General features: G+C 69.4%; 28 protein-coding genes and 3 pseudogenes. 15 read left to right on the top strand and 16 right to left on the bottom strand.

Annotated elements, in window-relative coordinates:
* Positions 1–205: 205 nt before the first annotated feature.
* From wrbA to ACIBI9_RS60390, 7 genes are all read left to right on the top strand, one after another.
* Positions 206–814 (top strand): NAD(P)H:quinone oxidoreductase, encoded by a 609-nt coding sequence (wrbA, locus tag ACIBI9_RS60420; protein ID WP_397236964.1) that lies wholly within the window; start codon positions 206–208, stop codon positions 812–814.
* A 42-nt stretch (positions 815–856) separates the two neighbouring features.
* On the top strand, positions 857–1,285 hold the full coding sequence (locus ACIBI9_RS60415) for a YybH family protein (RefSeq protein WP_397236962.1): 429 nt from the start codon (positions 857–859) through the stop codon (positions 1,283–1,285).
* A gap of 175 nt (positions 1,286–1,460) precedes the next feature.
* On the top strand, positions 1,461–2,264 hold the full coding sequence (locus ACIBI9_RS60410; RefSeq protein WP_397236960.1) for an SGNH hydrolase domain-containing protein: 804 nt from the start codon (positions 1,461–1,463) through the stop codon (positions 2,262–2,264).
* Complete coding sequence (locus ACIBI9_RS60405; protein WP_397236958.1) at positions 2,264–3,463, top strand: acyltransferase family protein; 1,200 nt, start codon at positions 2,264–2,266, stop codon at positions 3,461–3,463. Before ACIBI9_RS60410 ends, ACIBI9_RS60405 begins: the two co-directional genes overlap by 1 nt.
* A 38-nt stretch (positions 3,464–3,501) precedes the next feature.
* Positions 3,502–4,032, top strand: coding sequence for a GerMN domain-containing protein (locus ACIBI9_RS60400; RefSeq protein WP_397236956.1), 531 nt, complete (start codon positions 3,502–3,504; stop codon positions 4,030–4,032).
* Positions 4,029–4,712: a response regulator transcription factor gene (locus ACIBI9_RS60395; RefSeq protein WP_397236954.1), complete on the top strand. Its 684-nt coding sequence runs from the start codon at positions 4,029–4,031 to the stop codon at positions 4,710–4,712. The genes ACIBI9_RS60400 and ACIBI9_RS60395 overlap by 4 nt, the downstream gene beginning before the upstream one ends.
* Positions 4,709–6,145, top strand: coding sequence for an ATP-binding protein (locus ACIBI9_RS60390; protein WP_397236952.1), 1,437 nt, complete (start codon positions 4,709–4,711; stop codon positions 6,143–6,145). The genes ACIBI9_RS60395 and ACIBI9_RS60390 overlap by 4 nt, the downstream gene beginning before the upstream one ends.
* 246 nt (positions 6,146–6,391) lie before the next feature.
* On the opposite strand, the gene ACIBI9_RS60385 is transcribed toward ACIBI9_RS60390, so the two are convergent.
* The gene (locus ACIBI9_RS60385; protein ID WP_397236950.1) at positions 6,392–7,402 is read right to left on the bottom strand and encodes an NADP-dependent oxidoreductase; all 1,011 of its coding nucleotides are present in this window, start codon (positions 7,400–7,402) and stop codon (positions 6,392–6,394) included.
* Between the two features lie 91 nt (positions 7,403–7,493).
* Between ACIBI9_RS60385 and ACIBI9_RS60380 the strand changes: the two genes are divergently transcribed.
* Together ACIBI9_RS60380 and ACIBI9_RS60375 are read left to right on the top strand one after the other, a co-directional pair.
* A complete protein-coding gene (locus ACIBI9_RS60380; RefSeq protein WP_397236948.1) occupies positions 7,494–8,060 on the top strand; it encodes a TetR/AcrR family transcriptional regulator in 567 nt (188 codons plus the stop codon).
* Positions 8,061–8,539: 479 nt separating this feature from the next.
* Positions 8,540–9,412, top strand: coding sequence for a class I SAM-dependent methyltransferase (locus ACIBI9_RS60375; protein ID WP_397236946.1), 873 nt, complete (start codon positions 8,540–8,542; stop codon positions 9,410–9,412).
* 195 nt (positions 9,413–9,607) lie between these two features.
* Here the strand turns inward: ACIBI9_RS60375 and ACIBI9_RS60370 are convergent, their stop codons facing one another.
* From ACIBI9_RS60370 to ACIBI9_RS60350, 5 genes are all read right to left on the bottom strand, one after another.
* Complete coding sequence (locus ACIBI9_RS60370) at positions 9,608–10,186, bottom strand: ATP-binding cassette domain-containing protein (RefSeq protein ID WP_397236944.1); 579 nt, start codon at positions 10,184–10,186, stop codon at positions 9,608–9,610.
* Positions 10,068–11,321, bottom strand: a complete 1,254-nt coding sequence (locus tag ACIBI9_RS60365; protein WP_397236942.1) for a hypothetical protein — start codon at positions 11,319–11,321, stop codon at positions 10,068–10,070. Before ACIBI9_RS60365 ends, ACIBI9_RS60370 begins: the two co-directional genes overlap by 119 nt.
* Complete coding sequence (locus ACIBI9_RS60360) at positions 11,318–12,115, bottom strand: ATP-binding cassette domain-containing protein (RefSeq protein ID WP_397236940.1); 798 nt, start codon at positions 12,113–12,115, stop codon at positions 11,318–11,320. Before ACIBI9_RS60360 ends, ACIBI9_RS60365 begins: the two co-directional genes overlap by 4 nt.
* A gap of 206 nt (positions 12,116–12,321) precedes the next feature.
* Positions 12,322–13,194, bottom strand: a complete 873-nt coding sequence (locus ACIBI9_RS60355) for an alpha/beta hydrolase (protein ID WP_397236938.1) — start codon at positions 13,192–13,194, stop codon at positions 12,322–12,324.
* A gap of 83 nt (positions 13,195–13,277) precedes the next feature.
* Positions 13,278–13,499 (bottom strand): hypothetical protein, encoded by a 222-nt coding sequence (locus ACIBI9_RS60350; protein WP_397236936.1) that lies wholly within the window; start codon positions 13,497–13,499, stop codon positions 13,278–13,280.
* 455 nt (positions 13,500–13,954) lie between these two features.
* Here ACIBI9_RS60350 and ACIBI9_RS60345 point away from each other — a divergent pair, with 455 nt between their 5' ends.
* The 3 genes from ACIBI9_RS60345 (at position 13,955) to ACIBI9_RS60335 (ending at position 16,934) form a co-directional block, all read left to right on the top strand.
* Complete coding sequence (locus ACIBI9_RS60345; protein WP_397236934.1) at positions 13,955–15,055, top strand: hypothetical protein; 1,101 nt, start codon at positions 13,955–13,957, stop codon at positions 15,053–15,055.
* Between the two features lie 147 nt (positions 15,056–15,202).
* Entirely contained in the window at positions 15,203–15,844 is a 642-nt protein-coding gene (locus tag ACIBI9_RS60340) for a histidine phosphatase family protein (protein ID WP_397236932.1), read from the top strand.
* Between the two features lie 142 nt (positions 15,845–15,986).
* Positions 15,987–16,934 carry a DUF1152 domain-containing protein gene (locus ACIBI9_RS60335; RefSeq protein WP_397236930.1) on the top strand — a complete coding sequence of 316 codons (948 nt, stop codon included), beginning with the start codon at positions 15,987–15,989 and terminating at the stop codon, positions 16,932–16,934.
* A 42-nt stretch (positions 16,935–16,976) separates the two neighbouring features.
* Here the strand turns inward: ACIBI9_RS60335 and ACIBI9_RS60330 are convergent, their stop codons facing one another.
* From ACIBI9_RS60330 to ACIBI9_RS60315, 4 genes and pseudogenes are all read right to left on the bottom strand, one after another.
* The gene (locus ACIBI9_RS60330; RefSeq protein WP_397236928.1) at positions 16,977–17,402 is read right to left on the bottom strand and encodes an alpha/beta hydrolase; all 426 of its coding nucleotides are present in this window, start codon (positions 17,400–17,402) and stop codon (positions 16,977–16,979) included.
* Positions 17,403–17,535: 133 nt separating this feature from the next.
* Positions 17,536–17,679, bottom strand: a pseudogene (locus ACIBI9_RS60325) (alpha/beta hydrolase); the annotation flags it as partial.
* Positions 17,680–17,782: 103 nt separating this feature from the next.
* Positions 17,783–17,893: pseudogene (locus ACIBI9_RS60320) on the bottom strand (hypothetical protein); the annotation flags it as partial.
* Between the two features lie 296 nt (positions 17,894–18,189).
* On the bottom strand, positions 18,190–18,516 hold the full coding sequence (locus ACIBI9_RS60315) for a hypothetical protein (RefSeq protein ID WP_397236926.1): 327 nt from the start codon (positions 18,514–18,516) through the stop codon (positions 18,190–18,192).
* A 146-nt stretch (positions 18,517–18,662) separates the two neighbouring features.
* On the opposite strand from ACIBI9_RS60315, the gene ACIBI9_RS60310 reads away from it, so the two are divergent.
* Both ACIBI9_RS60310 and tsaA read left to right on the top strand, forming a co-directional pair.
* On the top strand, positions 18,663–19,223 hold the full coding sequence (locus tag ACIBI9_RS60310; protein WP_397236924.1) for a helix-turn-helix domain-containing protein: 561 nt from the start codon (positions 18,663–18,665) through the stop codon (positions 19,221–19,223).
* Positions 19,220–19,624, top strand: coding sequence for a tRNA (N6-threonylcarbamoyladenosine(37)-N6)-methyltransferase TrmO (gene tsaA / locus ACIBI9_RS60305; protein ID WP_397236922.1), 405 nt, complete (start codon positions 19,220–19,222; stop codon positions 19,622–19,624). Before ACIBI9_RS60310 ends, tsaA begins: the two co-directional genes overlap by 4 nt.
* 164 nt (positions 19,625–19,788) lie before the next feature.
* On the opposite strand, the pseudogene ACIBI9_RS60300 reads toward tsaA, so the two are convergent.
* The 5 genes and pseudogenes from ACIBI9_RS60300 to ACIBI9_RS60280 form a co-directional block, all read right to left on the bottom strand.
* Positions 19,789–20,025 (bottom strand): annotated as a pseudogene (locus ACIBI9_RS60300) (SRPBCC domain-containing protein); the annotation flags it as partial.
* Between the two features lie 140 nt (positions 20,026–20,165).
* Complete coding sequence (locus ACIBI9_RS60295; protein ID WP_397236920.1) at positions 20,166–21,065, bottom strand: C39 family peptidase; 900 nt, start codon at positions 21,063–21,065, stop codon at positions 20,166–20,168.
* A gap of 265 nt (positions 21,066–21,330) precedes the next feature.
* Positions 21,331–21,585: a hypothetical protein gene (locus tag ACIBI9_RS60290; RefSeq protein ID WP_397236918.1), complete on the bottom strand. Its 255-nt coding sequence runs from the start codon at positions 21,583–21,585 to the stop codon at positions 21,331–21,333.
* Positions 21,586–21,598: 13 nt separating this feature from the next.
* Positions 21,599–22,471 carry an NmrA/HSCARG family protein gene (locus ACIBI9_RS60285; RefSeq protein WP_397236916.1) on the bottom strand — a complete coding sequence of 291 codons (873 nt, stop codon included), beginning with the start codon at positions 22,469–22,471 and terminating at the stop codon, positions 21,599–21,601.
* Between the two features lie 120 nt (positions 22,472–22,591).
* Positions 22,592–23,362 carry a helix-turn-helix domain-containing protein gene (locus ACIBI9_RS60280; RefSeq protein ID WP_397236914.1) on the bottom strand — a complete coding sequence of 257 codons (771 nt, stop codon included), beginning with the start codon at positions 23,360–23,362 and terminating at the stop codon, positions 22,592–22,594.
* Positions 23,363–23,382: 20 nt separating this feature from the next.
* On the opposite strand from ACIBI9_RS60280, the gene ACIBI9_RS60275 reads away from it, so the two are divergent.
* The gene (locus ACIBI9_RS60275) at positions 23,383–23,847 is read left to right on the top strand and encodes a nuclear transport factor 2 family protein (protein ID WP_397236912.1); all 465 of its coding nucleotides are present in this window, start codon (positions 23,383–23,385) and stop codon (positions 23,845–23,847) included.
* Between the two features lie 4 nt (positions 23,848–23,851).
* Here the strand turns inward: ACIBI9_RS60275 and ACIBI9_RS60270 are convergent, their stop codons facing one another.
* On the bottom strand, positions 23,852–24,874 hold the full coding sequence (locus tag ACIBI9_RS60270) for an aldo/keto reductase (protein ID WP_397236910.1): 1,023 nt from the start codon (positions 24,872–24,874) through the stop codon (positions 23,852–23,854).
* Between the last annotated feature and the right edge of the window lie 16 nt (positions 24,875–24,890).

Here is a 24,890-nt window from a genome sequence, read left to right as displayed (position 1 = left end):
GGTCGCGTTTGCCATCTGCCGGCCGGGGTGCCCTCAACCGCCCGGCTTCATCGAGCCTGTGCGTGTCCCATCAGACGAGAACGCTTTGGCCCTGGACACGCGGCTCCTCGGGTTGATCGGCGCGACCCTCCAATTCGACCGCCTGACATTTCGTACGGCTCTGTCGTCGTACTGCTGAGACAACATTGGTGAAAGGAAAGCGACCATGGAACCCGTCAACGTCGCAATCATTTACTACAGCGCCACCGGCACCGTACACGCCTTGGCGCGAGCCGCCGCCGAGGGTGCGGAAAAGGCCGGCGCCCACGTGCGACTGCGCAAGGTTGCCGAAACGGCTCCGCCGGCGGCGATCAGCGCCAATCCGGCCTGGGGCCGGCACATTCAGGACACCGCCGACGTCGCCGAGGCCGGCCTCGACGACCTGGCCTGGGCCGACGCGGTGCTGTTCGGCACCCCCACCCGCTTCGGCAACCCGGCCAGCCAGTTGAGGGCGTTCATCGACACCACCGGGAGCCTGTGGTTCCAGGGCAAGCTCGCGAACAAGGTGTACTCGGCTTTCACCGCCTCCAACACCGCCCATGGCGGGCAGGAATCCACCATCCTGGCGCTGGGGAACACGTTCTACCACTGGGGCGGCATCATCGTGCCCCCGGGTTACACCGACCCCATCCAGTTCCAGTCGGGCAATCCGTACGGCACCTCCCACGTGACCGGCGACGGCGCGCCCGGCGACGTGCCCTTGGACGCTGCCCGCTACCAGGCCCGCCGGGTCGTCGACACCGCCGCCTCACTCAAGGCCGGCCGCGCCGCCTGAAACCGGCACCGAGCTCAGCAGATTTCTCGAACGGAGGATGCAATGACTTCGAACGATTCCGAGTTTATGGCGTTCTTGGACAGTCGAGTCGACGCCTGCCAGGCAAAGGAAATTGATCGACTCATGTCGCATTATTCTCCCGACATCGTTTATTACGATGTCGTTCCCCCTCTCCAGTTTGCGGGGGCCGACGAAGTGCGCCGCAACTTTGTGCGGTGGTTCGACGAATATGACGGCCCCATCGGCCTGGAAACACGCGATCTCAACATCGCGACGAGCGGAGACGTCGCGTTCGCGCACATGCTTCACCTGGACACCGGAACGACGAAGAACGGGGTCGATCGCGCGATCTGGGTACGATCGACGGTCTGTTGCCGCCGGTCAAATGGCAAGTGGCTGATCACGCACGAACACATCTCAGTGCCGATCGACCCGCAGACCCTCCAACCCTGGGTTCCGCCGGCGGTGTGAGCCGGCCTGATCGTTCCTGCCGGGCTACTCACGGTGGTCGGCTCGCGGCCGGCCACCGGCGATGATCAGCCTGGCCAGGCCGAAGAGGTCCGAATCGTGATGGCTCATCCCGCATTGTGTGATGAAACGATGACAACGCGGCCGAGCTCCGAATTCGTCTGATTCCCTGCTGGCCATGCGATCGACGAACCTCTCTCGCCTGTTCCACCAGGGGTCCACCGGCCACCGTCGTACCCGAGCGATCCCGGCCATAGCGGCCGGGATCGTGCTCGCGGGTTGCGGCACGTTCACCACCTCCTCCGGCAATGCGACCCAGCAGGCCACGACCGGCGTCAGGGTGCTCTGGATGGGTGACTCCATCGCGGGCGCGCAGGCTCCGGCGCTGGAGGCGGCGCTGAAGGCCGGTGGCGTGGCGTTCAAGAACGCCACGTCCGCCGGCGGCGGCAACGTCGTCGCCGGTGATCACGAGGTGACGGCCATGGGAGCCAGGGACACCTGGAAGACGCTGAAGGAGAACCTCGCCTCCTTCCGGCCGACGGTGATCGCCTACCAGATCACCACCTACGACTGGGGCACCGCCCGCCAGCAGCTGTCGGCCTACCAGAAACTCTCCCGAACCGCCAAGGACGCCGGCGCCAAGCTCGTGCTGGTGACCGCTCCGCCGTTCAAGATCGACGAGTTCTTCAAGCCCCACGAGAATGCGATCAAGAGCGCCCCGGCGATGGCCGCCAAGGCCGCCGAGGCCGCGCACGTTCGCTACCTGGATGCCTCCGCGCTGTGGGGCGGCGACTACGCCGCCGCCAAGGCCCAGCGTGCCAAGGACGGCATCCACTCCTGCCAGCAGGGATCGGCGGCCTTCGCCACCTGGTTCGCCAAGCAGCTCGGCGAGCTGGCCGGCTTCACCCCGGCCGCCCCCGGCGTCTGGGCCACTGGGGCGTGGACCGGCGACGAGCGCTTCGCCAAACTCGGCTGCGGCTGATGGGGCCGACGACGTCAGTCCCGCGCCGCGCGCATGTCGGCGCGCTCGACGGGCTGCGCGGGCTCGCTGTGGCCGCGGTCCTGCTGTTTCACGCCGGGCACCTGCGCGGCGGGTTCCTGGGCGTCGACCTGTTCTTCGTACTGTCCGGCTTTCTGATCACCGGCCTGCTGCTGGAGGAGCTCGGCAGGAGCGGCCGTCTCCACCTGGTGGCCTTCTGGGAGCGCAGGGTCCGCCGCCTGCTGCCCGCGCTGACCGTCATGGTCACCTCGACACTGCTGCTGGCCTGGGCGTTCGCCAGGCCGGACCTGCTGAGGTACGCCCTCCAGGACGCGCCGTGGGTGGCCGCCCAGAGCGTGAACTGGCACTTCATCGGCGAGCAGATCGGCTACTGGAACGCCTCCGGCACCCGCCTGTTCGCCCACCTGTGGAGCATCGGCGTCGAATGGCAGTTCTACCTGGCCTGGCCCCTGACCGTTGCGCTGGCAGGGAGAGGGCCCGGTGGGCACCGGCGGGTAGCGCTCGTCGCGGTGGCCGGTGCGCTCCTCTCGCTCCTGCTCATGATCAAGCTCGGGGCCGCCGTGGACACCACCCGCGCCTACGAGGGCACCGACACCAGGGCCTTCTCGCTGCTCCTCGGCGCGGCCGCCGCCACCGCGCCCGTCCGGGACGCGGTCACGGGCCTGTCGCGCACCGCCGTGGACGTGATCTGCGTCCTGCTGCTGTGCGGGCTGTCCGCCTCATGGCTGCTGACCGGCGGGGAAAAGGCTCCCGGCCTGTTCCAGGGCGGGATTTTCGCGCACTCCCTGGGCAGCGCCGTACTGATCGCGCTCCTGGCCCACGCACCGGACGGCCTGGCGGGCCGGGCGATCGGCAGCACCGTACCCCGCCTGCTCGGCGAGCTGTCCTACAGCCTGTACCTGTGGCACTGGCCGGTCTATCTGCTGCTGCCCCGGCCGGTGGCCGGGTTCGACGGCTGGGGCTGGACGATCATCGCGGCCGGGCTGTCACTGCTGGCTGCGGTAGTCTCGAAGGCCACCGTCGAAGATCCGGTACGGCTGCGCGCCGGCTGGGCCACCGGGCGGCGCGGATGGGCGGCACTGGCCGCCGCGGCGGTGATGGCGGCGGGGCTGTGGGCAGCGATACCGCGGCCGCAGCCCGGCGCCGGGACGGTCGACGTGAGCAGGCTCAGCCAGTCATGACCGGACAGATCGCGCCAGGAAGCGGGGGGAACGGACACATGCCGAGGGTCTTATGCCACGTGGCGGCCGTCCTGGTCGCGGCGGCGACGCTGGCGGGTTGTGGAATCAGCGACACCGATGTGCGCCCCGCCGGCGCCCCGGTCGAAGGCGGCCTGACCGAAGACCTCGGCAGTTCGCTGCGGGTGTACTTCGTCACGCCCCAGGGCACCTGGCCGGTCCCCCGGCCGGCCCCGGCCGGGGCGCGGTTGCAACAGGCCATGGACGCGCTGCTCGACGGCCCCACGGCGGCCGAGCGGGCACGGGGACTGGTCACGCAACTGCCCTCGGCGCCACAGCCGGTCCGGGCCAGGACGACCGAGGGCCACGTACAGCTGCATCTGCCGTGGCTGGTGCGTGACCTGCGCCCGGCGGCGGTGAGCCAGCTGGTCTGTACGGCCGCCGAGGCCCCGGACGTCGGCGACGACCCCGTCATCGAGGTGTTCGAGCCCGGCATGGGAGGCCGCCCGTGGCCGGTCAAGTGCGACGAGAGCGGATCGGCCGTCCCGGCTGAGCAGGGAGCCTCCTCGTGACCCGCGTCCTGCTGATAGAAGACGACCCGGCCGTACGCCGCGGCGTGAGCCTCGGCCTGCGCCACCGAGGCCACGAAACCCTGCTCGTCTCGACCGGCGAGGACGGACTGGCCGAGCTCATCGCGAGCGCGCCCGACATCGTCCTGCTCGACCTCATGCTGCCCGGCATGAGCGGCCTGGAGACCTGCCGCCGCATCCGCGCCTTCAGCCAGGTGCCCATCGTGATCCTGTCCGCGCGTGACGATGACGTGGACGTCGTCGTGGGCCTGGAAGCCGGTGCCGACGACTACGTGATCAAGCCGGCCAGCAGCGAGGTCATCGAGGCCCGCATGCGCGCGGTGCTGCGCCGTACCACCCCGCCCGCCTCCCCCGACCAGGCCCGCACCACCCACGGCGACCTGTTCGTCGACCGGGTCGCCCTGCGCGTGCTCAAGCACGGCGAGCAACTCGCGCTGGCGCCGACGGAGCTGAAGCTGCTGCTGTTCCTGGCGGCCGCGCCCGAACAGACCTTCAGCCGCCAGCAACTCCTGGAACAGGTCTGGGAACACAGCTTCCACGGCGACTACCGGCTGGTCGACGCATGCGTGATGCGGCTGCGAGCCAAGATCGAGAACGATCCCCGCAACCCCCGCTACATCCAGACCGTCCGCGGCTTCGGCTACCGGTTCGGGCCGCTGTGATCCGCCTCACGCGTGTACGCGGCCTGAAGGCCCAACTGGTCCTGGTGTTCCTCCTGGTCTCCACGGTCAGCGCGCTGACCGCCGCCACGATCACCTACCGCCAGGGCCATGCCGCGATCGTGGAACGCGCCCAGGCCGACGTCCTGAAGGAACTGCGCGCCCACCTCACCTCCCGGGCGCCCGACCTGCCCGCCGACCTCGCCGAGGCGGACCTGCGCAAGCTGGCCCGGCAACTGGACCTGGCGGCGGGCACGCGGGGCTGGCACACCGCCCTGTCCTATCGCGGCGGCCCCCTCATCGCCGCCGGGAAGCAGGTGCCGCCGCTGCCCGCGCAACTGCGCGACCAGGCGGCCTCGGCGCGCACCGCGCTGGCCCAGCGCTTCCACCACGCCCGTACGCCCTGGCTGGCCGTGGCCGTTCCCGTCACCGCCGCCGCACGCCCGCACGACCCTCCGCCGCTCGTCGTCTACGCCTCCCTCTCGCTGGCCTCCCAGCAGCAGGACGTGGACAGCCTGGCAGCCGCCGCCCGCGCCGGGGCCCTCCCCGTCGCCCTGGCCTCCATCGTCCCCGCCCTGCTGGCCGCGCGCAGACTGCTGCGACCGGTACGGCGGCTGCGCACGGCCGCCGAGCAGATGGCGGGAGGCAGCCTGGACACCCGCGTGAGCGTCACCGGCGACGACGAACTCGCTGACCTCGGCCGCACCTTCAACACCATGGCGGCCACGCTCCAGGCCGACGCGGCCGCGCTGCGCGACATGGAAGCGCGGGCGCGCCGGTTCGCCGCCGACGTCTCCCACGAGTTGCGTACGCCGCTGGCGGCCATGACCGCCGTGACCGAAGTCCTCGACGCCGACGCCGCCTCCGGCCGCCTCGCACCGCTCACCGCCGAGGCGCTGCAGCTGGTCTCCGACGAGACCCGAAAGCTCACCCGCCTGGTCGAGGACCTGATCGAGGTGTCCCGCTTCGACGCCGGGGCCGCCGTACTGAATCTCGACGAGGTCGACCTGGGCGAGTTCATCGCCAAGACGCTCGATCTGCGGCACTGGCACGACCGGGTCCGCACCGACACTCCCCCGGGCCTGCGCGCCCGCCTCGACCCGCGCCGCGTCGACGTCATCCTCGCCAACCTCGTCGGCAACGCACTGCGCCACGGCGGCCCGACGGTGTCGGTGCTCATCCAGGTCCAGGCCCGTGCCGATCACATCGCCGTCACCGTCTCCGACGACGGGCCCGGCATCCCCGCCGACCTTCTGCCCCACGTCTTCGACCGGTTCACCAAAGGCGACGCCGCCCGTACCCGTACCGAGGGCAGCGGTCTGGGCCTGGCCATCGCCGCCGAGAACGCGCGCCTGCACGGCGGCACCCTCACCGCCGCCAACGCCCCCCGAGGCGGAGCCGTCCTGACCCTCACCCTCCCCCGAACCTCACCCTGACACCGATCCCAGTTCCGGCGGGATGGCATGGTCCGCTCCGTCTGCCGCAGGATCACTGCGAACCTCGACCAGAAGGATCCACCATGGCGCCCACGGGCCGGCGCCGACTCCGCGCTTTTCGGTTGCCCGTCCTGCCGGTCGCGTTGTTCGGTGTGGGGGCGGGCATGTGGCCCGGCGCCCGCTCCGCGGTCACGGGGTGGTCTTCCGTCGAGGCCGATTCTCAGTCGGAGGCTGAACGGCTCGTCCTCATGCGACCGTGAGCACGATCTTGCCTTGGATATGGCCACGGGCGGCTCGTTCGTGCGCCCTTCGAGCATCCGCAAGCGGAAACGTGCTGTCTATGGCGACGCGAAGCGTGCCCGCATCAAGCAAGCGTCCGAGTTCTGCGAGTTGCGGGCCGTTCGAGCGCACTTGGGTGCCCGAGGTCGTGACGCCTAGCTTCGCGGTCTCTTCGGGCTCGTATTCGGCGAAGAACACCGGGTACAACGCGCCGCCGCGCTTGAGCGTGCGCAGGAAACGACTGCTGTCGGGACCGCCGACGGTATCGAGAACGAGATCAACGTCGTGCGCGCTTTCCTCGGGACGGCTCTTGGTGTAGTCGATGAACTGGTCGGCCCCGAGTTCGCGCAGGAACGACTCATGCGCGCCCGATGCCACCGCGATGACGCGTGCGCCCTTCCATTTCGCCAGCTGCAGCGCGAAGTGCCCCACGCCGCCCGCGGCGCCGTTGACGAGCACCGTCGTCTCGGCGTTCAGTGCCATCGGACGATGCTGTGCCGCTTGAAACGGCGATGGATGATCGTGCCCGAGCTCGATCAGGAACTGCCACGCGGTGAGCCCTGCCATAGGCGCCCCTGCGGCGTGCACGTGATCGATGTGAGCCGGCTTGCGTGCGAGGTCTGACGCGGGCGCGGCGACGTACTCGGCATATGCGCTGCCCTCAAGGCCAGGAAAGCGAAGGAGGCCGAAGACTTCATCACCGACGGAAAGGCTGTCTACGTCGGCGCCGACGGTCTCGACGACGCCCGACACGTCCGTCCCCGGAATGGCGGGCAAGCTCAAAGGCGGCCTCCTCTCAGGAGGAACGTTGGGCATTCCTTCGCGCACGTACCAGTCGGGGGGATTGACGCCAACCGCTTGAACGCGAACGAGCACCTCACCCGGCTTCGGCTCGGGAATCGGCACCTCGTCGTAACGCAGCACCTCAGGACCACCGAACTCGTGCAGCCGGATCGCCTTCATCGTGTTTGTCCGCATCGCTTCCTCTTGATCGGTGTAGATGGGCTATTCTTAAGCGAAGCAGTGCTCCGATTATGTGGAGCACTGCTCCGACTGTCAAGGTGGGCATATGAGAGCTGACGCCAGGAAGAACTACGACCAGCTACTCGCGGTCGCGAGCGCCGTGGTGACCGAGGAAGGCGCCGACGCATCGCTGCGCGATATCGCCCGCAGAGCCGGCGTCGGGCTCGCCACGCTGTACCGTCACTTCCCGACGCGAGAGGCCTTGCTCGAGACCTTGCTCCGTACAAGCTTCGACGAGCTCACGACAAGGGCAGACGAACTCGAAACCTCGAGCTCGCCCGAGGAGGCTCTCGTTTCGTGGCTACGCGACTGCGTCGCGTGCGCACATGAGTACCGGGGCGTTGTGGCGCTGATGATGGCCGCCATTGGAGACACCGAGTCCGCACTCCATGCTTCGTGCGTCACGATGCGCGCGGCGGGCACGCGGCTCCTCACCCGCGCTCAGGCCGCGGGCACGGCGCGGACCGACATCGACGGCACTGATCTGTTTGCTCTGGTCGGGGCGCTCGCGTGGCTCAACGACCAACCCTCACTCGCGCCACGCGCCGATCATCTCTTCGGCATAGTCGCCAGCACGATCCTGACGAATCGAGCAAGCGGCGACGTCAGCTAGAAGGCCGCCCTCGCACCCGCCGCTGAGACCCGACGGCAACTCTGCGGACGGGGAGGGCGGCGGGATGGATCCGATCATCGTCGAGCAACTCGGCCGCGCCCACCCGCTCACGGCGCACGTGGACGACTTCCTCACCGACCCCGCCAACGCCGGCGCCTCCCCTGCAAGTGGGCGATCCGCCATGACCTCCCGCAGGCCAACCGATGGACCGTCAAGGGGCCCAGGACGCTGCCCCGCCCGGCGGCGGCCGCCGACGTCGCCCAGGAGCCGGCTTGGCGTGACAGCCTTCTCCGGCACGCCCGGCGATGCTCTATGAGACGGGAGGGGCCCTCGCGCTCGACATCGAGGACCTCGACCGGCAACTCGCGGTCCGCACGCCTTCGACCCGGGAGGCAATGGGCAGAACAGCGCCCTGTACTTTGTGGAGTTCAGGTGAAATTCGGTAGCTCCTGCGCGGTGGTCGTCGTTAGCGTGTCGCGGTGATCTACGAGCATCCTTTGGCGTACGTGCTCGGCCTGGAGGGCATGGCCCTGATGCGGGCCCACACCGGCGAGCACGACCGCGCGTTCGTCGAGGCGCGCCTGGCCGAGATCCGCAAGTTCCTCGATGACGACTCTCTGGCCGGCGCTGCCGTCGAGGTGACCCCCGTCGACACCGTGGAGGGTTACCGGATCTGGTCGCAGACCTACGACGGTCCCAACTCCGCGTTCGACCTCGACGAGCCCTTCATCAGGGAGGTCGTCGACGAGCTGCCGGCCGGTGATGCGCTGGACGCGGCGTGCGGCACCGGCAGGATGGCGGCTTACCTGGCCGGTCGCGGCCATCGGGTGCGCGGCGTGGACAGTTCGTCCGACATGCTGGAGCGGGCGCGTCAGCGGGTGCCGCAGGCGGAGTTCCGGCTGGGCGACCTGTCTTCACTGCCGGTGCCGGATGAGTCCGTCGACCTGGTGGTCTGCTCGCTGGCGTTGACGCATGTGCCCGTGCTGGACCCGGTATTGGCCGAGTTCGCCCGGGTGTTGCGGCCCGGCGGGCATGTGGTGATCGCCGACATCCATCCCGAGGGCGTGGCGCGGGGGGTGATCCCGACCGTACGGCTGCCGGACGGGCGGCCGGGGAGGGTGGCCACCTACCGCCACCTGGTCGGGGACTACGTACGAGCCGCGCTGGCGGCCGGGCTCCAGGTCCGGCGCTGCGAGGAGCCCCGGCACCCGCCAGGTGAGCCGCGCGATCGGACCGACGTCCTGGAGCCGTGGGACGTGTGGCCGTGGGCCCTGTGTGACCTGGCGCCCGAGGCGGCGCACGCGGCCATTGCCGGGACGCCGTCCATGCTGTTCTGGCACTTTCAGCGCTAGCCGGTCTCCACGCCTCCGCGATGGCCTCCGGTTGATGGGGACTTCATCGAGGCCGTGCGCCGCCGCCTCGGCCATGCCTCCATCGAGACGACGCAGTCGTATGCGCTGCTGAGCGGACAAAGCCGCCGACGCCGCGACCGCGCGTCCCCCGCTGATGGCGGCCGGTGGCACGTTCGTTGACGTCACCCAGGCGCTCTAACGGTAGGCGAGCGCCTGGGTGAGATAGAGATCGGCGTAGTCGCCGCCCGCCGCGAGCAACTCGGCGTGGCTGCCCTGTTCCACGACCCGCCCTCGGGACAGCACCACGATGTGGTCGGTCATGTGCACGGTCGAGAACCGGTGCGAGACCAGGACGGTGACGGCGCCCCGCTCCGTGGAGTCGCGGGTCTGCTCGGCGAACAACTCGAAGAGGTCGTGTTCCGCCTGCGGGTCGAGCGCCGCCGTGGGTTCGTCGAGGACGAGCAGCAGCGGCGCCTCGCGCATGAGGCCGCGGGCGAGGGCGATGCGCTGCCATTGGCCGTGGGAGAGTTCGACCCCGCCGAAGGTCCGTCCGAGCTGCGTCCGCAGCCCGTCGGGGAGGGCGTCCACGATCCCGGCGCCACCGGCGCGACCCAGCGCCAGCCTGATCCGGACGGTGTCCTCGATCCTGGACAGGTCACCGGCGCCGACCGATTCGGCCACAGGGGTCTGGAGCTTGAGAAAGTCCTGCAGAGTGCCGGTGCACACGGCCGCCCAGTCGGACGGGCCGAGCTCGCGCAGGTCGACGCCGTCCACCTGGATCGCACCCGAAATCGAGCACCATCGTGTCCGTTCCCGGATAGGTGAAGCAGACATCCCGCAACTCGATGCCGCCGGTCAGCCGGGCCGGCACGGCACTGTCCGGCCGTACCGGAGCGGGCGTCCGCCGCTCCGGCGTCGCGGGACGGACGCCGTGCTCCGCGGCGTAGCCGAGGAGCCAGTGATGGTGTTCGGCCACCCGGCCACCGTCGGCGACCAGGGCGATGGACTCGACCGCGGCATACTGCTGCAGCCGTAGCTGACCGGCCAGCGAGATGGCCAGCACCGCGTCGCCGAGGGTGGCCTGTCCGCGGATCAGGAGAAGACCCACGACCAGCAGCGCGCCGGCCAGCATGACGAAGTAGAGCGCCCAGGCGCCGATCTCGCCGCCGAGCCCGCGGAGCCTGGCCCGGGCCTCGAGATCGCCCGCCTCCTCCCACAACGTGCGCGCGTGCCGGTCCAGCTCGGCGCCGTTGCCGGAGATCCATACCTCTTTGGCGGGGTCGGGGTTCAGGCAGAGGTCGTGGAGCATGCTCTCGCGACGCAGCGGCTCGGACGTGGCGTCGAGTGCCTGACGCTGCATCCGCATGGCGCGATTGGCCAGGGGCAGAATCGGCACGGCCGCCACCGCCAGGAGCGCGAGCGCGGGATGCACGCCGATGAGCAACCACAGGCTCAGCCCGATTCCGGCGAGTGCGGAGACCGCGTGCGCCGCCGCCCACCCGGTCTTCGCCAGCGCCGGCGTCCCGCGGCGCAGCATGGTGATCCGGTTGAGGAAGTCCGCCCGCTCCAGGTGGGTGATGGTCGGGATCTTCGCCGCGGTCTCGGTGATCTCCTGCTCCAGTGCCATCTGGATGCGGTCGCGCAGATCGTTGCGGAGGTTGTGGGAGAAGCGCTGTCCTATGAGCTGCAGCGCGTAGACGAGCGTCCCCAGCGCGGCCGCGGCCAGCAATCCGCCGAGAAGGTGGGCTCCGGCCGCGTCGACCAGGTGCCGCTGGGCGTAGGCGAGGCCGGCCGCCAGCCCGGCCTGCAGCACCACCAGGACGCCCACGATGATGGTCACGCGGCGGTCCGCGCGCAGGCCCAGCGCCAAGGTGTGCCGCGCCATCCGGGCGCTGTCCCGCAGCGTCATCGCCCCTCCTCCACGCCTTCGCGATCGATGGATCCGGGCCCGTGGAACCTTGATGCCTGCAACCGGAAGAGCCGGGCGTATTCGCCGCCGAGCTTCATCAGGTCGTCGTGGGAGCCCTCCTCGGTGATCCGGCCGTCCTGAAGCAGGACGATGCGGTCGGCGGGACGCACGGTGGAGAGCCGATGCGAGATCAGCACGACCGAGGCGTCCCCGACCGAGCCGATCACCTGCTCATGGAACCGGGCCTCGGCTTTGACGTCGAGGTGCGCGGTGGGCTCGTCCAGGACCACCAGGCGCCGTCCGTGCTCCACCGCGTAAAGTGCCCGGATCGCGGCGAGCTTCTGCCACTGCCCACCTGACAGATCGCGGCCGTCGCCGCCTGTTCGCCACAGTTCGGTGTCGAGCCCCGATTCCAGCCGGTCCAGCACCGTCTGCGCGCCGCCCGCCCGTACCAACTCAAGGATCTTTCCATCCCCGGTCCCGACGGCCTCAGGAGCGGCCAGCGTGATGTTGTCGCGCGCCGTGAGCGGATAATGGACGAAGTCCTGGAACAACGCCGTCATCCCGCGCCGCCACGCCGCGGCGTCCAGTGACCGCAGATCCGCTGCGTCGGCGGTGATGCGGCCCGCGGTGGGCTCGTACAGGCCGGCCAGGAGCTTGACCAGCGTGGTCTTGCCCGCCCCGCTGCCCCCGACGACCGCCAGTCGCTCGCCCGGCCGGATGGTCAGGGTCAGCCCCCGCAGCACGGGCCTGGAGCCGCCCGGATACTGGAAGGACACGTCCTCGAAATCCACCGGCCGTGAGCACGAGAAAGGCCGCCGGACGATACTCCGGCGGCCCTTCGCCCCGCGCTGTCGCAGCGGATCACCCGCGACGGCGGCCGAGGAGGCCGCGTCCGGCTCCGGCCCTCGGGCGTGACGCGACGGCGCCGCCTCCAAGTGGTCGGTCCGCAGCCGTACGGGGTCGTGTTCGAGCGGAAGACCGGAGTCTCCGGCCGTTGCTAGATCACGGCCTTGTCCAGAATGGCGGCCACCTCAGCGGCCCTGAACAGGAACCCCGCGTGTGACGTGTCCAGGGTGTGCACGTCGTACGGGTTGCCGGGCGTCAGGGCGTCCGCTTCGGCGATCAGCCTGTCCTGCATGGCCACCGGGAGGGATCGGTCGCCGGTGAGGCGGATGTAGGTGCGGGCGATCGTGCCCCAGGTGCCGGCGTGGACGCGGGCGTCGGCCGTCATCACCGCGATCGATTCGTCGGGCTGCAGGATGTTGAGGAAGGCGCGGAACTGCTCGTCGCTGACGTCCGCCATGGTCGCGGCCTTGAGCGCGTCGAGCAGCTCCACGTCCGCGGTGCGGTAGTTGGCCCGGCCGACGCCGAGCTGAGCGGGGTCGCCGACGTTGAACGCGGCCAGCGGGCCCATCAGGTTGTCGGCGAACTCGGGCTCCTGCATGTACTCGATCGGGTTGGAGCGCTGCACGCACGACCAGGCGGAGATGTAGACCAGCCGGCTCACCAGCTCGGGGATCGCGTTGCCCACGCCTGTGATGGTCACGCCGCCGAGGCTGGCCGCCACCAGCACCACAGGCCCGTGCTCCGCCACGCGCCGGACCACGTCGACGACCGTGTCGACGTTGTCCTGCAGGGTGACCCCGGCCAGCGTGGAGGGCTCGACCGCCCACGTGTCGAGGTCCTGGGGGGCCTGGTAGGCGAGCGGGTACTGCGCGTCGAGGCCATGGCCAGGCAGATCGACGGCGAAGCTGCGGTGACCGAGCAGCGCCAGCTCGCGCTGGACGGGAGCCCACATGAAAGAACTACTGCCGGAGCCGTGGACCAGCACGAACGTAGGCGACGACGAGCGGTTGGAGTCGGATCTCATGAAGAACAGTCCGTTTCGATTGAAGGCATGGCGACCATACCGGCGTTGCCGCTGAACGACCGGCGGGCAGACCACTTCAGCTGCTACGAAGCCTCAACCTGCACGACCGGATCAGCGCGTTCACCACCAGCGTGCTGTACGACCGGCCCGACACCGGCTGGAGCGACCCGGTCGAGCTGCCGCGTCCTCTGGCCGAGGTCGCCTCCGAGTTGCGGCTGCTGCTCCAGGTGGCGGACGTGACACCGCCGTACGTCCTGGCGGCGCACTCCCGCCACCCGCCTGCGCACCGGGCCGGTGTTCCTCACCGATGGCACCGTCCACGAGGCCGACGTGCTGATCGGCGCTACCGGCATCGACTCCCTGGTCCGCCGCGCAGGGACGCGACGGCTTCCAGCAGTGGGTCCTGCCCGCCCGCGACGCCCGCACCGACTTCACCGGCGACCTGGGCGTTGCCGAGTTGCTCGGCGACCTTGCCTTGAGCTCGGTGACCCGGTGCTCGGCGGCCGCAGCTCGGGCGGACGGGTTGACGGCCCGGGGATGGCGCCTGAGAGGGCCGATTCCACGCCGCTGGGCACTGTCGCCGAGGCGAATTGCTCAACTCGCGATCGGGCCCTGCGGCAACGCTCGCGGGCGCGGCAGCCGTACGTCGACGGTTGTTCACCGACGGCGTCGTCATGGGCCACTCGAACCGGCAACCTCAACATTTATCCTTTTCTTGAACAGATCCCGCTGCATCGCCGGATGCCGGTTAGATCCGATCATGAGATCCATCCGACAGGGTGCCGTACTGGCCGCGGTCACGGTCATGACGGCGGTGGTCACTCCGGTGGCAGCGACAGCCGCGCAGAGCGCGTGCGAGGCGCCGCCGCGGAGCAGCCCGGCCTACAACGACTTCGTGCTCACGTACAAGTCTCAGTGCGCCACGAAGAAGAACTACGACCGGACGTTCCAGGACGTCACGGCGTCCGTCCTGGTCGACAAGCGCAACAAGCTGGCGGTCACGACGTCGACGGCGCTGGCCGGCGCGATCGCGTCGGTCAAGGTGAACGACAAGGAGTTCATCTCCAGCGGCGGTCACGGCGCCGCTTTCCAGTACGCCTTCCACGCCTGGCAGGAGGGCGCGGCGGCGACCGAGTGCTACAACCCCACGCAGGCCGGCACTCGCATGGACGACGTGGGCCAGCCGCCTCCCTACCACGGTGCCAGCACGAGCGCGCTCTACACCATGGCCCGGTCCGGCAGCTCCATCCGCACGGCGGTGAGGCCCGCGATGTTCGTGACTCTCGCGGACACGAAACCGGGTTGGGGCAACTGCCGCAGCGCCGATCACCAGGACAAGCGCGTCCCGTTCACCATGGGCCTGTCGCCGTACTGGCTGCAGACCGAGATCGAGCTCGCCCCCGATCACGACGTGCCCGCGCTGGAGAACGTCTTCCGCGCTGCCGCCACGATCACCTCGGATGACGAGCGCCACGACCACTTCAGTGGCGTCTTCGTCGCCTACCTGCAGCCGGATTTCACGAAGGTCTTCTCCTTCAGCCCCGCCACCGGTCGCCTGTCGGCCAAGCCCGTGGACTCCCACACGAGCAAGGACCCCATGGTCCGTTGCACGGACGACGGCCAATACTGCCTCGGCATGTACGTCAAGCCCGAAGTTCTCGGCGGCAAGGCCTACTACTACACGATGACCCGCCCGCCCATGGACTACAACGGCCACTTCGGCGAGAACACCATCCAGGTCACCAGCCCCAGTGGAGCCATGGACAGGGGAGACAAGGTCAACTACGAGACCTACGTGGTCGTCGGCAACAAGAGCCGCGTCGAGAGCACCATGACCCAGCTTCACCGCGCCTTCGGGTAGTCGGCCCCTGGGTCAGGGGATCAGGCTCGTGGACAGCACCGGCACTCCCATCGTGCTGTCCACGCCTGCCGGGGGTCATCCGCGCGTGAACTTGAGAACCACTCTTAAGATCACTCAAGAACAGCTCCCCACAGGAAGAGTCCATTCATGCGCACCATTTACGCCGTCACCCATCCGGAGGCGACGCACCACGTCGAGAGAGTCGTCGGCGGCTGGCATGATTCGCAGCTGACACCAGTGGGCCTCAGCGCGGCAGCCTCCATTGCCCAGGCGCTGCGGGCCCAGATCCCGGACGGCGCCGATGTGGAGCTGTTCTCCTCGGATCTGCAGCGCACCCGGCAGACGGCCGAGAAGGTCGCCGAGTTGTTCGGCGTGAAACCAGTCCTGGACCGCAGACTGCGGGAGAAATCCTATGGAGAGGCGGGGGGAAGGCCGCAGGAATGGCTGGACCAACGATTCATCCCGCCGCCGGCTGTCGGGGAGCGGTTGGAACATGACGAGGGCGTGGAGGGTGCCGAGACCAAGGCGGTGTGCGCGCAGCGCATCTACGCGGCCATGGACGAGATCTTGCAGCGCCCCTGCGAGCACCAGATCATCGTGACTCACGGTGGCTCCCTGACATTCGTCGTGACGTCGTGGATCAAGATGCCGATCAAGGCGGTCGGCTATGCCAGTTTCCGGGTGCCGTCCGGCAGCATCACCACGCTGCGCGAAGACGACTTCTTCCACAACCGCACGGTCGTCAACCTCGGCGACACCCGCCATCTCGACTCCACCGAAGCCGGCTGACCTCTACCTGGCCCGCTTCGACGGCTGACGAACGTTCGGCTCAGCCCAGCGAGTACGTACAGATGCAGTGACGCCGTGCATCGCCATCGCAATGCCCTTCGCCCGCCAGGAGGTGCGTGAGGGTTGCGGCAAGATGTGATGCATGTTCGGCTCGCCCCTGTCCGCCCGGCTTGAGCGTTGCAGCCGGATCCTCGTCGCCGGTGCGGGCGGAGGCTCCGACGTGTACGCCGGGTTACCCCTCGCCCTGACCCTTCGGGAGGCCGGCAAGGAGGTGCACCTGGCGAACCTGTCGTTCAGCCACCTCGACGCCCTCGACCTCGACGCCTGGCTGTTCGAGGACGTCGCGGAGATACGCCCGGAGACCGAGGCCCGCGACTGGTACTTCCCCGAGGGTTGCCTGGCCCGCTGGCTGGCCAGGCACGGCCAGCCGTCGACCGTGTACGCCTTCCCCAAGGTGGGCGTCCGCCCGCTGCAGGCCGCATACGCCAAGCTCGCCGAGCACCTCGACCTGGACGCGGTCGTCCTGGTGGACGGCGGCACCGACATCCTCATGCGCGGCGACGAGGCCGGTCTCGGCACCCCGGCCGACGACATGACGAGCCTGGCCGCCGTGCACGCCCTCGACGTTCCTGAGAAGATCGTGGCCTGCCTGGGCTTCGGTGTGGACGCCTATCACGGCGTCAACCACGTACAGGTACTGGAGAACCTCGCAGCTTTGGAACGCGACGGCGCCTACCTGGGCGCGTTCTCCGTCTCCAGGTCCACGAAGGCGGGCGCCCTCTACCTCGACGCCGTCGCCCACGCCCACGCCGAGCTGCCGGCGTACCCGAGCATCGTGAACGGCTCGATCGCGGCGGCCGTGCGCGGCGAGTTCGGGGATGTGCGCTTCACCGACAGGACGAAGGGCAGCGAGCTGTTCGTCAACCCGCTGATGGCCATCTACTTCGCCGTGGACCTCGACGCGCTGGCCCGGCGCTCGCTGTACCTGGACCGGCTACGGGACACCGTGCTCATGCGCCAGGTCGTCTCCGTCATCGAGGATTTCCGCGACGAGGTGACGCCCCGCCCGCCGAAGGCGTTCCCGCACTGAATGACGCGAGCCGCCCTCGACAGTACGGGTGATCGACCGTCGCTACGGCGTTGCCACCCCCTGGCAGCTCCGGCCGATGCGGCCCGTGAGGAAGTACGGCACCACCTCGGCGGCGCAGTCCGGTTCCCGCGTGGCGGATCCGTGCATGTCGTCCTCGACGGTGAACAGGGTGCCGCCGATGGCCGCGCGCATGCGCTTCGTCCATGCGTAGGGGGAGATGGACTCGTGGCGGTGGCCGGACAGCACCAGCAACCCTGCGGTGCGGCGTACCCGGAGGTTCTGGACGGGTAGTGGCCGGCCGGCGCATCCGGCGGAGAAGCGCAGAGCGCGGCCGGTCACCGGGTTGCGCTCCAGGCGGCGTTGGTAGGCGGCCCAGGCGGCGTCGAAGCCGAGGCGGCTCGGGTCTTCGTTGCAGAAGACCGCCTGGCCGGTGGTCGTGTTGAACTGCTCCGGCGCGTCCGGGGGCATCGGGGTCGGCGTCGTAGGCTTGGCGGAGCTTGAGTATCGCGGCCTCTACCTGCTTGGTGGTGGTGCCGAAGCCGTAGGTGCCGTGGTGGCGGGCGATCCATGCCGCCATGCGGGTGAAGCCGTGCTCGGCCGCTGCGGCGCGGCCGTCCTCGAAGTCGTCCAGGCGGAATCGGGGAAGCGCGACGCCGTCGAGGAACATGCGCCGCACGCGGCTGGGGTGGGTGCTGCGGTAGATCGCGCCGAGCCAGGTGCCCCAGGACACGCCGAGGAAGTTCAGCTTCGGCTCGTCCAGTGCCGCGCGGATCCGATCGAGGTCGCGGACCGTCCTGCCACTGCCGGACGGCCAGGTAAGTGGCGTAGCTGAAACGCTCGTCCACGGTCAGCGAGTCGCCGTAGCCGAGGGCGCGCAGGTTGCGTTCCAGCTGCTCCACGTCCGGGCCGTTGCCGACCCCCTGGCTCAGCTCGCGATACAGCGGCAGCCCGCCGTACATCAGCACGAGCGGCTTGCGATCCACCGTGAACAGCGGCCGGCCACGGCGGATCATCGCGCCCCCGGCCGCCACCCAGGTGACGGTGCCGGCGCCGGCGCTGGTCGCCTGGTGCGAGCCGGAGTAGGTCAAAGCCCCGTCCACGGTCTTCGTGTCCACCAGGTCCTGCCGCATGATCGCCGCCGTGGCCGGGACGGACGGCCCGCGTGACGGCGCCGCCCCGGTCCTGTCACCGCGGCCGGTGAGGGTCAGCGCCGCCATGGCGAGTACGGTGGCGGCGCCGAGCGTCAGCCCCTTCCTCACGGCTTGAGCGGCAGATCGGCGGAGAACTCCTTGCAGGCCTCGTGGGCCTCCTTGACCTTCTGCTCGGGCGTTCCCGGCGGAACATTGATCTCGATCTTGCCGTCGGCGCTGGGGTCGGGCATGTCGACGCCGTGCTCGCGCATGCACTGGGCGAATTTGAGCGCCGCCTCCCGCTGATCGGTGGGCGCCGAGGACGAGGCCGGCGCCGAGGAGGTGGCCTGGCCGCCGCTTGCACTGGCCACCCCACCGCCGTCGGCCGTCGCGCCGCACGCGGTCAGCGCCACAGCCAGGAACGGCACGCCCAGCATCAAGCTGATCTTCATACGTCTCCTGTGGTGTTCAGGCCCGATGACCGGCAGAGCGGCCTTACACCCCCTACTTGGACCGGGTGGCGAAAGGCGTTTCGTCGCCGCCGTTCTCATGTTTGTGGAATGGTGGCAGGACATGAGACCGTTGCGAGGTGGACACCTTGGAACTGTTGGCGCATCCGGTGCGGCTGCGGATCGTGCATGCGATGCGCGGCGGGCGCGAACTCACCACCGCTCAACTGTGCGCCCGCATCACCGACACCTCGAAGGCCATGATCTACCGGCACGTCGACCTGCTCGCGACCAACGGAATCCTGGAGGTGGCCGACGAGCGGCGCGTGCGCGGCGCGGTGGAACGCCGCTACCGGCTACGCCTTGACCGGGTCATCGTCGACGCCGACGCGGCCGCGGCGCTGTCGCCCGACGACCACCGGGGTGTGTTCGCCACGTCGATGGCCGTGCTGGTCGCCGAGTTCAACGCCTACCTCGACCGCGACCACGCCGACCCGGCGGCGGACCTCGTCGGCTACCGGCAGCACGCCGTCTGGCTCAACCGCGACGAACTGGAGAAGATGATCACGGAGCTGCGGCGCGTGATCCTGCCTCTGCTGGCCAACCAGCCGACGCCGGACCGTGCGCAGTACCTGCTCAGCCCGATCTTCTTCCCGATTGAACCCAACGCCACCGGGGCGCCCGCGCAGGAAAGGATCCAGGACTCTTGACCGAATACACGCTGCGCCCGATCGGGCGCGTCGAGTCGGCACTGACCGATCGGGCGGCGGCGCCCCGGCAGCCCGACGAGGGAGCGCCCGACGCCTGGCTCGTCTTCGACGACCGGTACGCGCCCGCCCTGGACGGCCTGAGCCCGGGTGCCGACGTACTGCTGCTCACCTGGCTCGACCGCGCCGACCGCGAGACGCTCACCGTGCACCCGCGCGGCGACGCCACCCGGCCGCTGTCCGGCGTCTTCGCCACCCGAGCGCCCGACCGTCCCAACCCGATCGGCCTGCACGTCGTCCACATCCTCGCCATCGCCGGCACGCGCGTCCACGTCCGCAACCTCGAAGCCCTCGACGCGACCCCGATCCTGGACGTCAAACCCCTCCTCACGCCGGACCGCTGACAGCCCGGGGCGGTGGCGGCATGCCTGGAGCCAGCCGGCGTCGCGGGATATGCGGATGGCGTCGATGCGGTTGCTCCACCCCCCGGGATGAAGTCGGCCAGCGAGGTGTAGGAGAGCCGCGTGGGCTCGTCCACCTCGACGAAGGTCTTGCGCGACTCGGTGCTGAGCGGCAGCCCGGCGCCCTCCATGAACGCGATCTGCTCGGGCGCGGTCGCGGTCATCGTGTGGATCAGCTCGCCGCCGGGCCGCAGGTCCAGTTTCCCGACCTTCACGGTGAAGCCGTCGGGCGACCACCAGGACTCGATACCGGCACTGGTGGTCCACAGGCGCCACACGTGCTCGGGCGTGGTCGCGTAGGTGCGCTCGATCCGGACGGTCTTGGCCACGGGTGAGACGGTCATGAACGCTCCCTTTGAGGTGGGGTTACGCGAACCGATCCTCCTCGTGAGGGCGCGGAGCAAACAGATGTGAATGTCACGAGAGGCGTGATGCGTTTCGCCTTTCCGGGCCGGCCGGGCGGTGCGCCCGGCCGGCCGGGGCATCATGACGAGATCGCCCAGATGCTGTCGCTCAACTCCGCGCCCAGCGCCGCGTGGAAGAGCTGGTCGACGGTGAGGTTCTCCTCCCGGGAGGTGCCCGGGTCCCACACCTTGAAGTTGTCGGGCACCCACGGCCAGAAACCCGGCTCCGACCATTCGTGGCCGCCGAATCCGTGGATGACGAGGTAGTGCCGGATGCCCCCGGGGGCGTCGGGCGACCAGGGCAGCTGGCCGGGCTTGACCAGCACCGCCACGGGCCGGCCCCGGGACAGCGACTTCACGATCACCTCCAGTCCCCGGATCCTGGGCAGTCCGCCGGCGGCGACCTCATAGTCCTTGTAGGGGAAGTCCAGAGGTACGTACGCGTTGAGGCCGTCTTTCATCTTCCATGGCATCGTCCCGAGCCCGGTGGTCCCCATCCAGTCCGCCAGCCAAGACTGCGTGGGCGCGGAGATCCCCATCGTGGCGATGACCGTCTGGGCGGCCGCGGGGCCGCACCAGTTCGAGTTCTCCTGTTGCTTGCCCGAGAGTTGCATGTCCAGGGCGCGAATGGGCGTCATCCACGAGCCGGCGATGCCGACGTCCGCATCGGCCACCACGTACGTCCGCCTCAGAGCGGTGAACCCGGTGTAGCAGGCCCGGCTGGCGTTCGTGGTCATCGTAGGACACGAGTCGGTGATGGTCGGGCCGCCGCCGCCGAACGCGAGCCGCAGGTTGACCTGGAAGTTCGTGTAGGCCCCCGGATTGATGAAGGCGATGGCGCGTACCTCTGTGCGCCTGCCGTTGAACTCCAGGCACACCTGGTAGGCGGTTCCGTTGTACGTCCGGGTGTCGCTGCAGGTCCGGTTGGCCCAGCCCGGATACTCGTGCCAGATCCCGGCCTGAGCAGGAAGTGCCGGCACAGCGACAAGTGCGAGGGTCGCTCCAGCGAGGAGCGAGAGTAATGCCGACATCAGTCTTTTCACAGGCTCACACCCTTGACGTCATGGGATCGGCGGCCCGCGGGCGGCACCTGGGACGCTCAATCCTGCTCACTTTCGGGCATGACCGTAACCTTACGCGCGAGAGTGGTCAATAGCGAATGACGATTATCACCGGGGGCTTTCAAGCACCGAGTGGCGACAAGGGTGGAGGGGCCATGTTTACGGTCCGATCCCTTATCCGCCGTCAGGGCGGGCCGCTGTTCGGCGACTCGGCCTCGCTGATGCGCAGGATCGGATCGAGCAGGCCCGGGAAGCGGTCGCTCAGATCGTCGGCGCGGGGCCGGATCCGCCGGTGGGTCGCGCCCTCGATCGGCTGGCTGATCGCCGGACGGGTGGTGCAGGGCATCGGGGCCGCGGCGCTGCGCCCCGCCTCGCTCGCGCTGCTGGCCGCCGTCCTGTGGACGCTGTCAGCGTGCGCGCCGGCCGGCGGGGCGCGCACGCTGCGAGGAGATCTAGCCCGCGAGGATCCTGTCCCAGTCGACCGTCTTGGCCCACTCGGCGTAGCTGTGCCAGCGTACGGCGGGGTACTTGGCATGCAGGGTCTCGATGTCGAGGAAGTCGGTGTTGTTCTCGAAGCTCTCGAACATCGTGGCCACCTCCTCGCCGGCCCACTGCCGCACCATGTCCAGCGGCAGCTGCTGGTACGGGATCTCCCGGCCGAGCACCTCGCTCAGGATCCGGGCCGCCTCCTGCCCGGTGACGCGATCGGAGGCGATGTCGATCCGCTCGCCGACGAGCTCGTCGGGGTTCTCGACGGCGTGTACGGCCATGCCGGCAATGTCCAGGACGCTCACCTGGTCGAGCGGCTTGCCGGGAGTCAGCGGGTTGGCGAGCATGCCGTCGCCGAGCCGGCTGAAGCCGAGGTTGAGCACGTTCTCCATGAAGTACACCGGGCCGAGCACCGTCGCGCGCACCGGCTGCTCACGCAAATACGCCTCGATGAGCTGCTTGCTGTCGGCGTGGTCGATGTTGGTGGCCACCAGCCGGTCGCCGCCCCGTACGGAGGAGTACACCAGGTGGGCGTCGAGGCGGGCGACGGTGTCGACGAGCAGGCGTCCCTGCGCGACCTCCTCGTCCTTGCCGCCCTCGCCGAACGGCACCGAGAGGCCGAAGACCGCGTCGGCGCCCGTACAGGCTCGCTGGAGCGCGTCGGGATCGGCGAGGTCGCCGGTGGCGAGCCGCGCGCCCTGAGCCGAAAGCGCCTTCGCGGCCGGGGACTCCCCCGAGCGCACGTACGCCACCACCTCGTGACCGCGCTGCAGAAGCAGGTCGGCGACCGCGCCGCCCTGCTTGCCGGTGGCGCCGATGACAACGACTTTGGACATGAGCAAACGTCTCCATGGTTGGGATGGAATTCGATCCAGGACATGCGGGCGCGTATCGACCGGCCTGTCCGGCCGCGCCGCCCGTGATCACAAATTCTGGGATCTCAACCACGGTTGAGGTCAAGCGCCGGCGAGGTTCGTGAAGTAGGCGGCGCTCTCCGCGTCCTCCGGGTAGTACGACTCGATCGCGATCTCGTCCAGCGTGATGTCCATCGGGGTGCCGAACGTCGTGGTGGTCGAGAACAGCCGCAGTTCCCGACCGCCGAAGCGGAAGATCATCGGGATCACGACCTCGGACTCGATCGGGTGGCTCGCCTCCTCGGAGTCGGTCGCCAGCAGCTCCTCGTAGAGCGCGGCGAGCTCGGGGTCGGGAGCGGTGGCGAGCTGGCGCGCGATTCGGGTGCGGAGCACCACCCGCATCTCGGCCAGATTGACGATCCGGGGGGCGAGCCCGCGCGGGTCCAGTCCCAGGCGCAGCATGTTGATCGGCGGTCGCAGCAGGTCGGGGGCAACGTCTGCGAGGAACGGGTCGAGGGCGCGGTTGGTCATCACGATGTTCCACCGGCGATCGATGACCAGCGCCGGATACGGCTCGTGTGCGCGGAGCACCCTCTCGACCGCGTCCCAGGCCGCCGACAGCGCGTCCCCGCCGAGCGGCCGTTCGGTGTAGCGGGGTGCGAAGCCGGCGGCCAGCAACAGCCGGTTGCGATCACGCAACGGCACATCGAGCTGGTCCGCGAGCCGGAGGATCATGTCGGCGCTCGGGTTGGACTTGCCGGTCTCCACCAGGCTGACGTGACGAGCCGACACGTCGGCGGCGATCGCGAGATCCAGTTGGCTGAGTCGCCGGCGATGCCGCCATTGCCGCAACAGCTCCCCGACCGTATGCATGAGCGTCGATGCTACTCGTCGTGGCGCCGGGCGCCATGAAATGGGATTTCATCGACAACCGTCGCGACGGTCGGAACACTGCCTCCATGACTGCGGAGAACATGACCACGGACAACAAGAGCATCGTCCAGCGGGCGCTGACGACACTGGTCGCGACGGGCGACGTCGACGCGCTCGCGCCGTTGCTGAGCGAGGACTTCGTCCATCACCGGCCGGGCTCGACCTCGTCGACCAAGGCGGAATGGCTCGCGGCCGTACGCGCCGCGCTCATCCCGCTCGCCGGGATGCAGGTCGAGATCCATCACGTGCTGGCCGACGGTGATCACGTCGTGATGTACTCGCGGCGCCGGCTTCCCGGTGCCGGGCCGGGGATCGCGGTCGTCGACATCTGGCGGTTGGACGACGGGCTGATCGCCGAGGCTTGGGAGATCATCGAGCCGGTGTCCCAGGTGGCCGCCAATCTGGTGTGGTGGGAATCCGCCTGAGCGATCAGCGGCGGCGGCGTAGCGACGGGTCGAGCAGGGCGGGAGGGGTGTCGTGCTTCTCGTCCGGGGCCAGGTCGACGCCGGGCGCGACGATCGCGTCGATGGCGTCGAGCACGTCGGCGGAGAGCACCGTGTCGGCGGCGGCGAGGTGCGAGCGCAGGTGGTCCAGCGTGCGGGGGCCGACGATCGCGCTGGTCACGCCCGGGTGCGCGGTCACGAAGCCGAGCGCGAGCTGGATCATCGTCAGACCGGCCCCGTCGGCGACCTTCGCCAGCCGCTCGACCGCGTCGAGCCTGGCGCGGTTGGACGGGATGGACGTGTCGAAGCGCTGCGGCATGAACGCCGAGCGGTTGGTGGCGATCTCCCGGCCCTCCCGGATCGCGCCCGACAGCCAGCCCGAGGCCAGCGGGCTCCACACCAGCACGCCGAGCCCGTACTGCTCGGTCACGGGCAGCACGTGGCTCTCGATCCCGCGCTGCAGGATCGAGTAGCTGGGCTGCTCGGTGACGTAACGGCTCAGGTGGTTGTCCCGGGCGGCCCATTGGGCCTGGACGATGCGGTAGGCGGGGAAGGTCGAGGAGCCGAAGTAGCGGATCTTCCCCGCGCGCTGCAGGTCGGTCAGGGCCGACAGCGTCTCCTCGTCGTCGGTCGTCGGGTCCCAGCGGTGGATCTGGTAGAGGTCGACGTGGTCGACGCCGAGGCGGCGCAGGCTGTTGTCCAGCTCGGTGACCAGCCAGCGGCGCGAACTGCCCTGATGGTTGCGCTCGTCGCCCATCGGCATGTTCACCTTCGTGGCCAGCACGATGTCGTCGCGGCGGCCGGCGATGGCCTTGCCGACCATCTCCTCCGACTCACCGTTGCTGTACATGTCGGCGGTGTCGATGAGGTTGATCCCGGCCTCGAGGGCGGCGTCGACGATGGCGGTGGCCTCGTCCTGGGTGGTGCGGCCGATCTTGCCGAAGTTCATGGCGCCGAGCACGAGAGAGCTGACCTGCACACCGGTACGGCCCAAGGTGCGGTACTGCATGACTATGTTTCCTCCA

This window comes from Nonomuraea sp. NPDC050451, assembly GCF_044458585.1.
The sequence above is the reverse complement of the archived record's forward strand: the minus strand, read 5'-3'. Positions and strand labels throughout refer to the sequence as shown.

What these genes read in the sequence shown, in the direction of transcription:
- wrbA (WP_397236964.1), top strand. Translation starts at nt 206, where the DNA reads ATGGAACCCGTCAACGTCGCAATCATTTACTACAGCGCCACCGGCACC.
- ACIBI9_RS60415 (WP_397236962.1), top strand. Translation starts at nt 857, where the DNA reads ATGACTTCGAACGATTCCGAGTTTATGGCGTTCTTGGACAGTCGAGTC.
- ACIBI9_RS60410 (WP_397236960.1), top strand. Translation starts at nt 1,461, where the DNA reads ATGCGATCGACGAACCTCTCTCGCCTGTTCCACCAGGGGTCCACCGGC.
- ACIBI9_RS60405 (WP_397236958.1), top strand. Translation starts at nt 2,264, where the DNA reads ATGGGGCCGACGACGTCAGTCCCGCGCCGCGCGCATGTCGGCGCGCTC.
- ACIBI9_RS60400 (WP_397236956.1), top strand. Translation starts at nt 3,502, where the DNA reads ATGCCGAGGGTCTTATGCCACGTGGCGGCCGTCCTGGTCGCGGCGGCG.
- ACIBI9_RS60385 (WP_397236950.1), bottom strand. Translation starts at nt 7,402, where the DNA reads ATGCGGACAAACACGATGAAGGCGATCCGGCTGCACGAGTTCGGTGGT.
- ACIBI9_RS60380 (WP_397236948.1), top strand. Translation starts at nt 7,494, where the DNA reads ATGAGAGCTGACGCCAGGAAGAACTACGACCAGCTACTCGCGGTCGCG.
- ACIBI9_RS60365 (WP_397236942.1), bottom strand. Translation starts at nt 11,321, where the DNA reads ATGACGCTGCGGGACAGCGCCCGGATGGCGCGGCACACCTTGGCGCTG.
- ACIBI9_RS60355 (WP_397236938.1), bottom strand. Translation starts at nt 13,194, where the DNA reads ATGAGATCCGACTCCAACCGCTCGTCGTCGCCTACGTTCGTGCTGGTC.
- ACIBI9_RS60345 (WP_397236934.1), top strand. Translation starts at nt 13,955, where the DNA reads ATGAGATCCATCCGACAGGGTGCCGTACTGGCCGCGGTCACGGTCATG.
- ACIBI9_RS60340 (WP_397236932.1), top strand. Translation starts at nt 15,203, where the DNA reads ATGCGCACCATTTACGCCGTCACCCATCCGGAGGCGACGCACCACGTC.
- ACIBI9_RS60335 (WP_397236930.1), top strand. Translation starts at nt 15,987, where the DNA reads ATGTTCGGCTCGCCCCTGTCCGCCCGGCTTGAGCGTTGCAGCCGGATC.
- ACIBI9_RS60330 (WP_397236928.1), bottom strand. Translation starts at nt 17,402, where the DNA reads ATGCCCCCGGACGCGCCGGAGCAGTTCAACACGACCACCGGCCAGGCG.
- ACIBI9_RS60315 (WP_397236926.1), bottom strand. Translation starts at nt 18,516, where the DNA reads ATGAAGATCAGCTTGATGCTGGGCGTGCCGTTCCTGGCTGTGGCGCTG.
- ACIBI9_RS60285 (WP_397236916.1), bottom strand. Translation starts at nt 22,471, where the DNA reads ATGTCCAAAGTCGTTGTCATCGGCGCCACCGGCAAGCAGGGCGGCGCG.
- ACIBI9_RS60280 (WP_397236914.1), bottom strand. Translation starts at nt 23,362, where the DNA reads ATGCATACGGTCGGGGAGCTGTTGCGGCAATGGCGGCATCGCCGGCGA.
- ACIBI9_RS60270 (WP_397236910.1), bottom strand. Translation starts at nt 24,874, where the DNA reads ATGCAGTACCGCACCTTGGGCCGTACCGGTGTGCAGGTCAGCTCTCTC.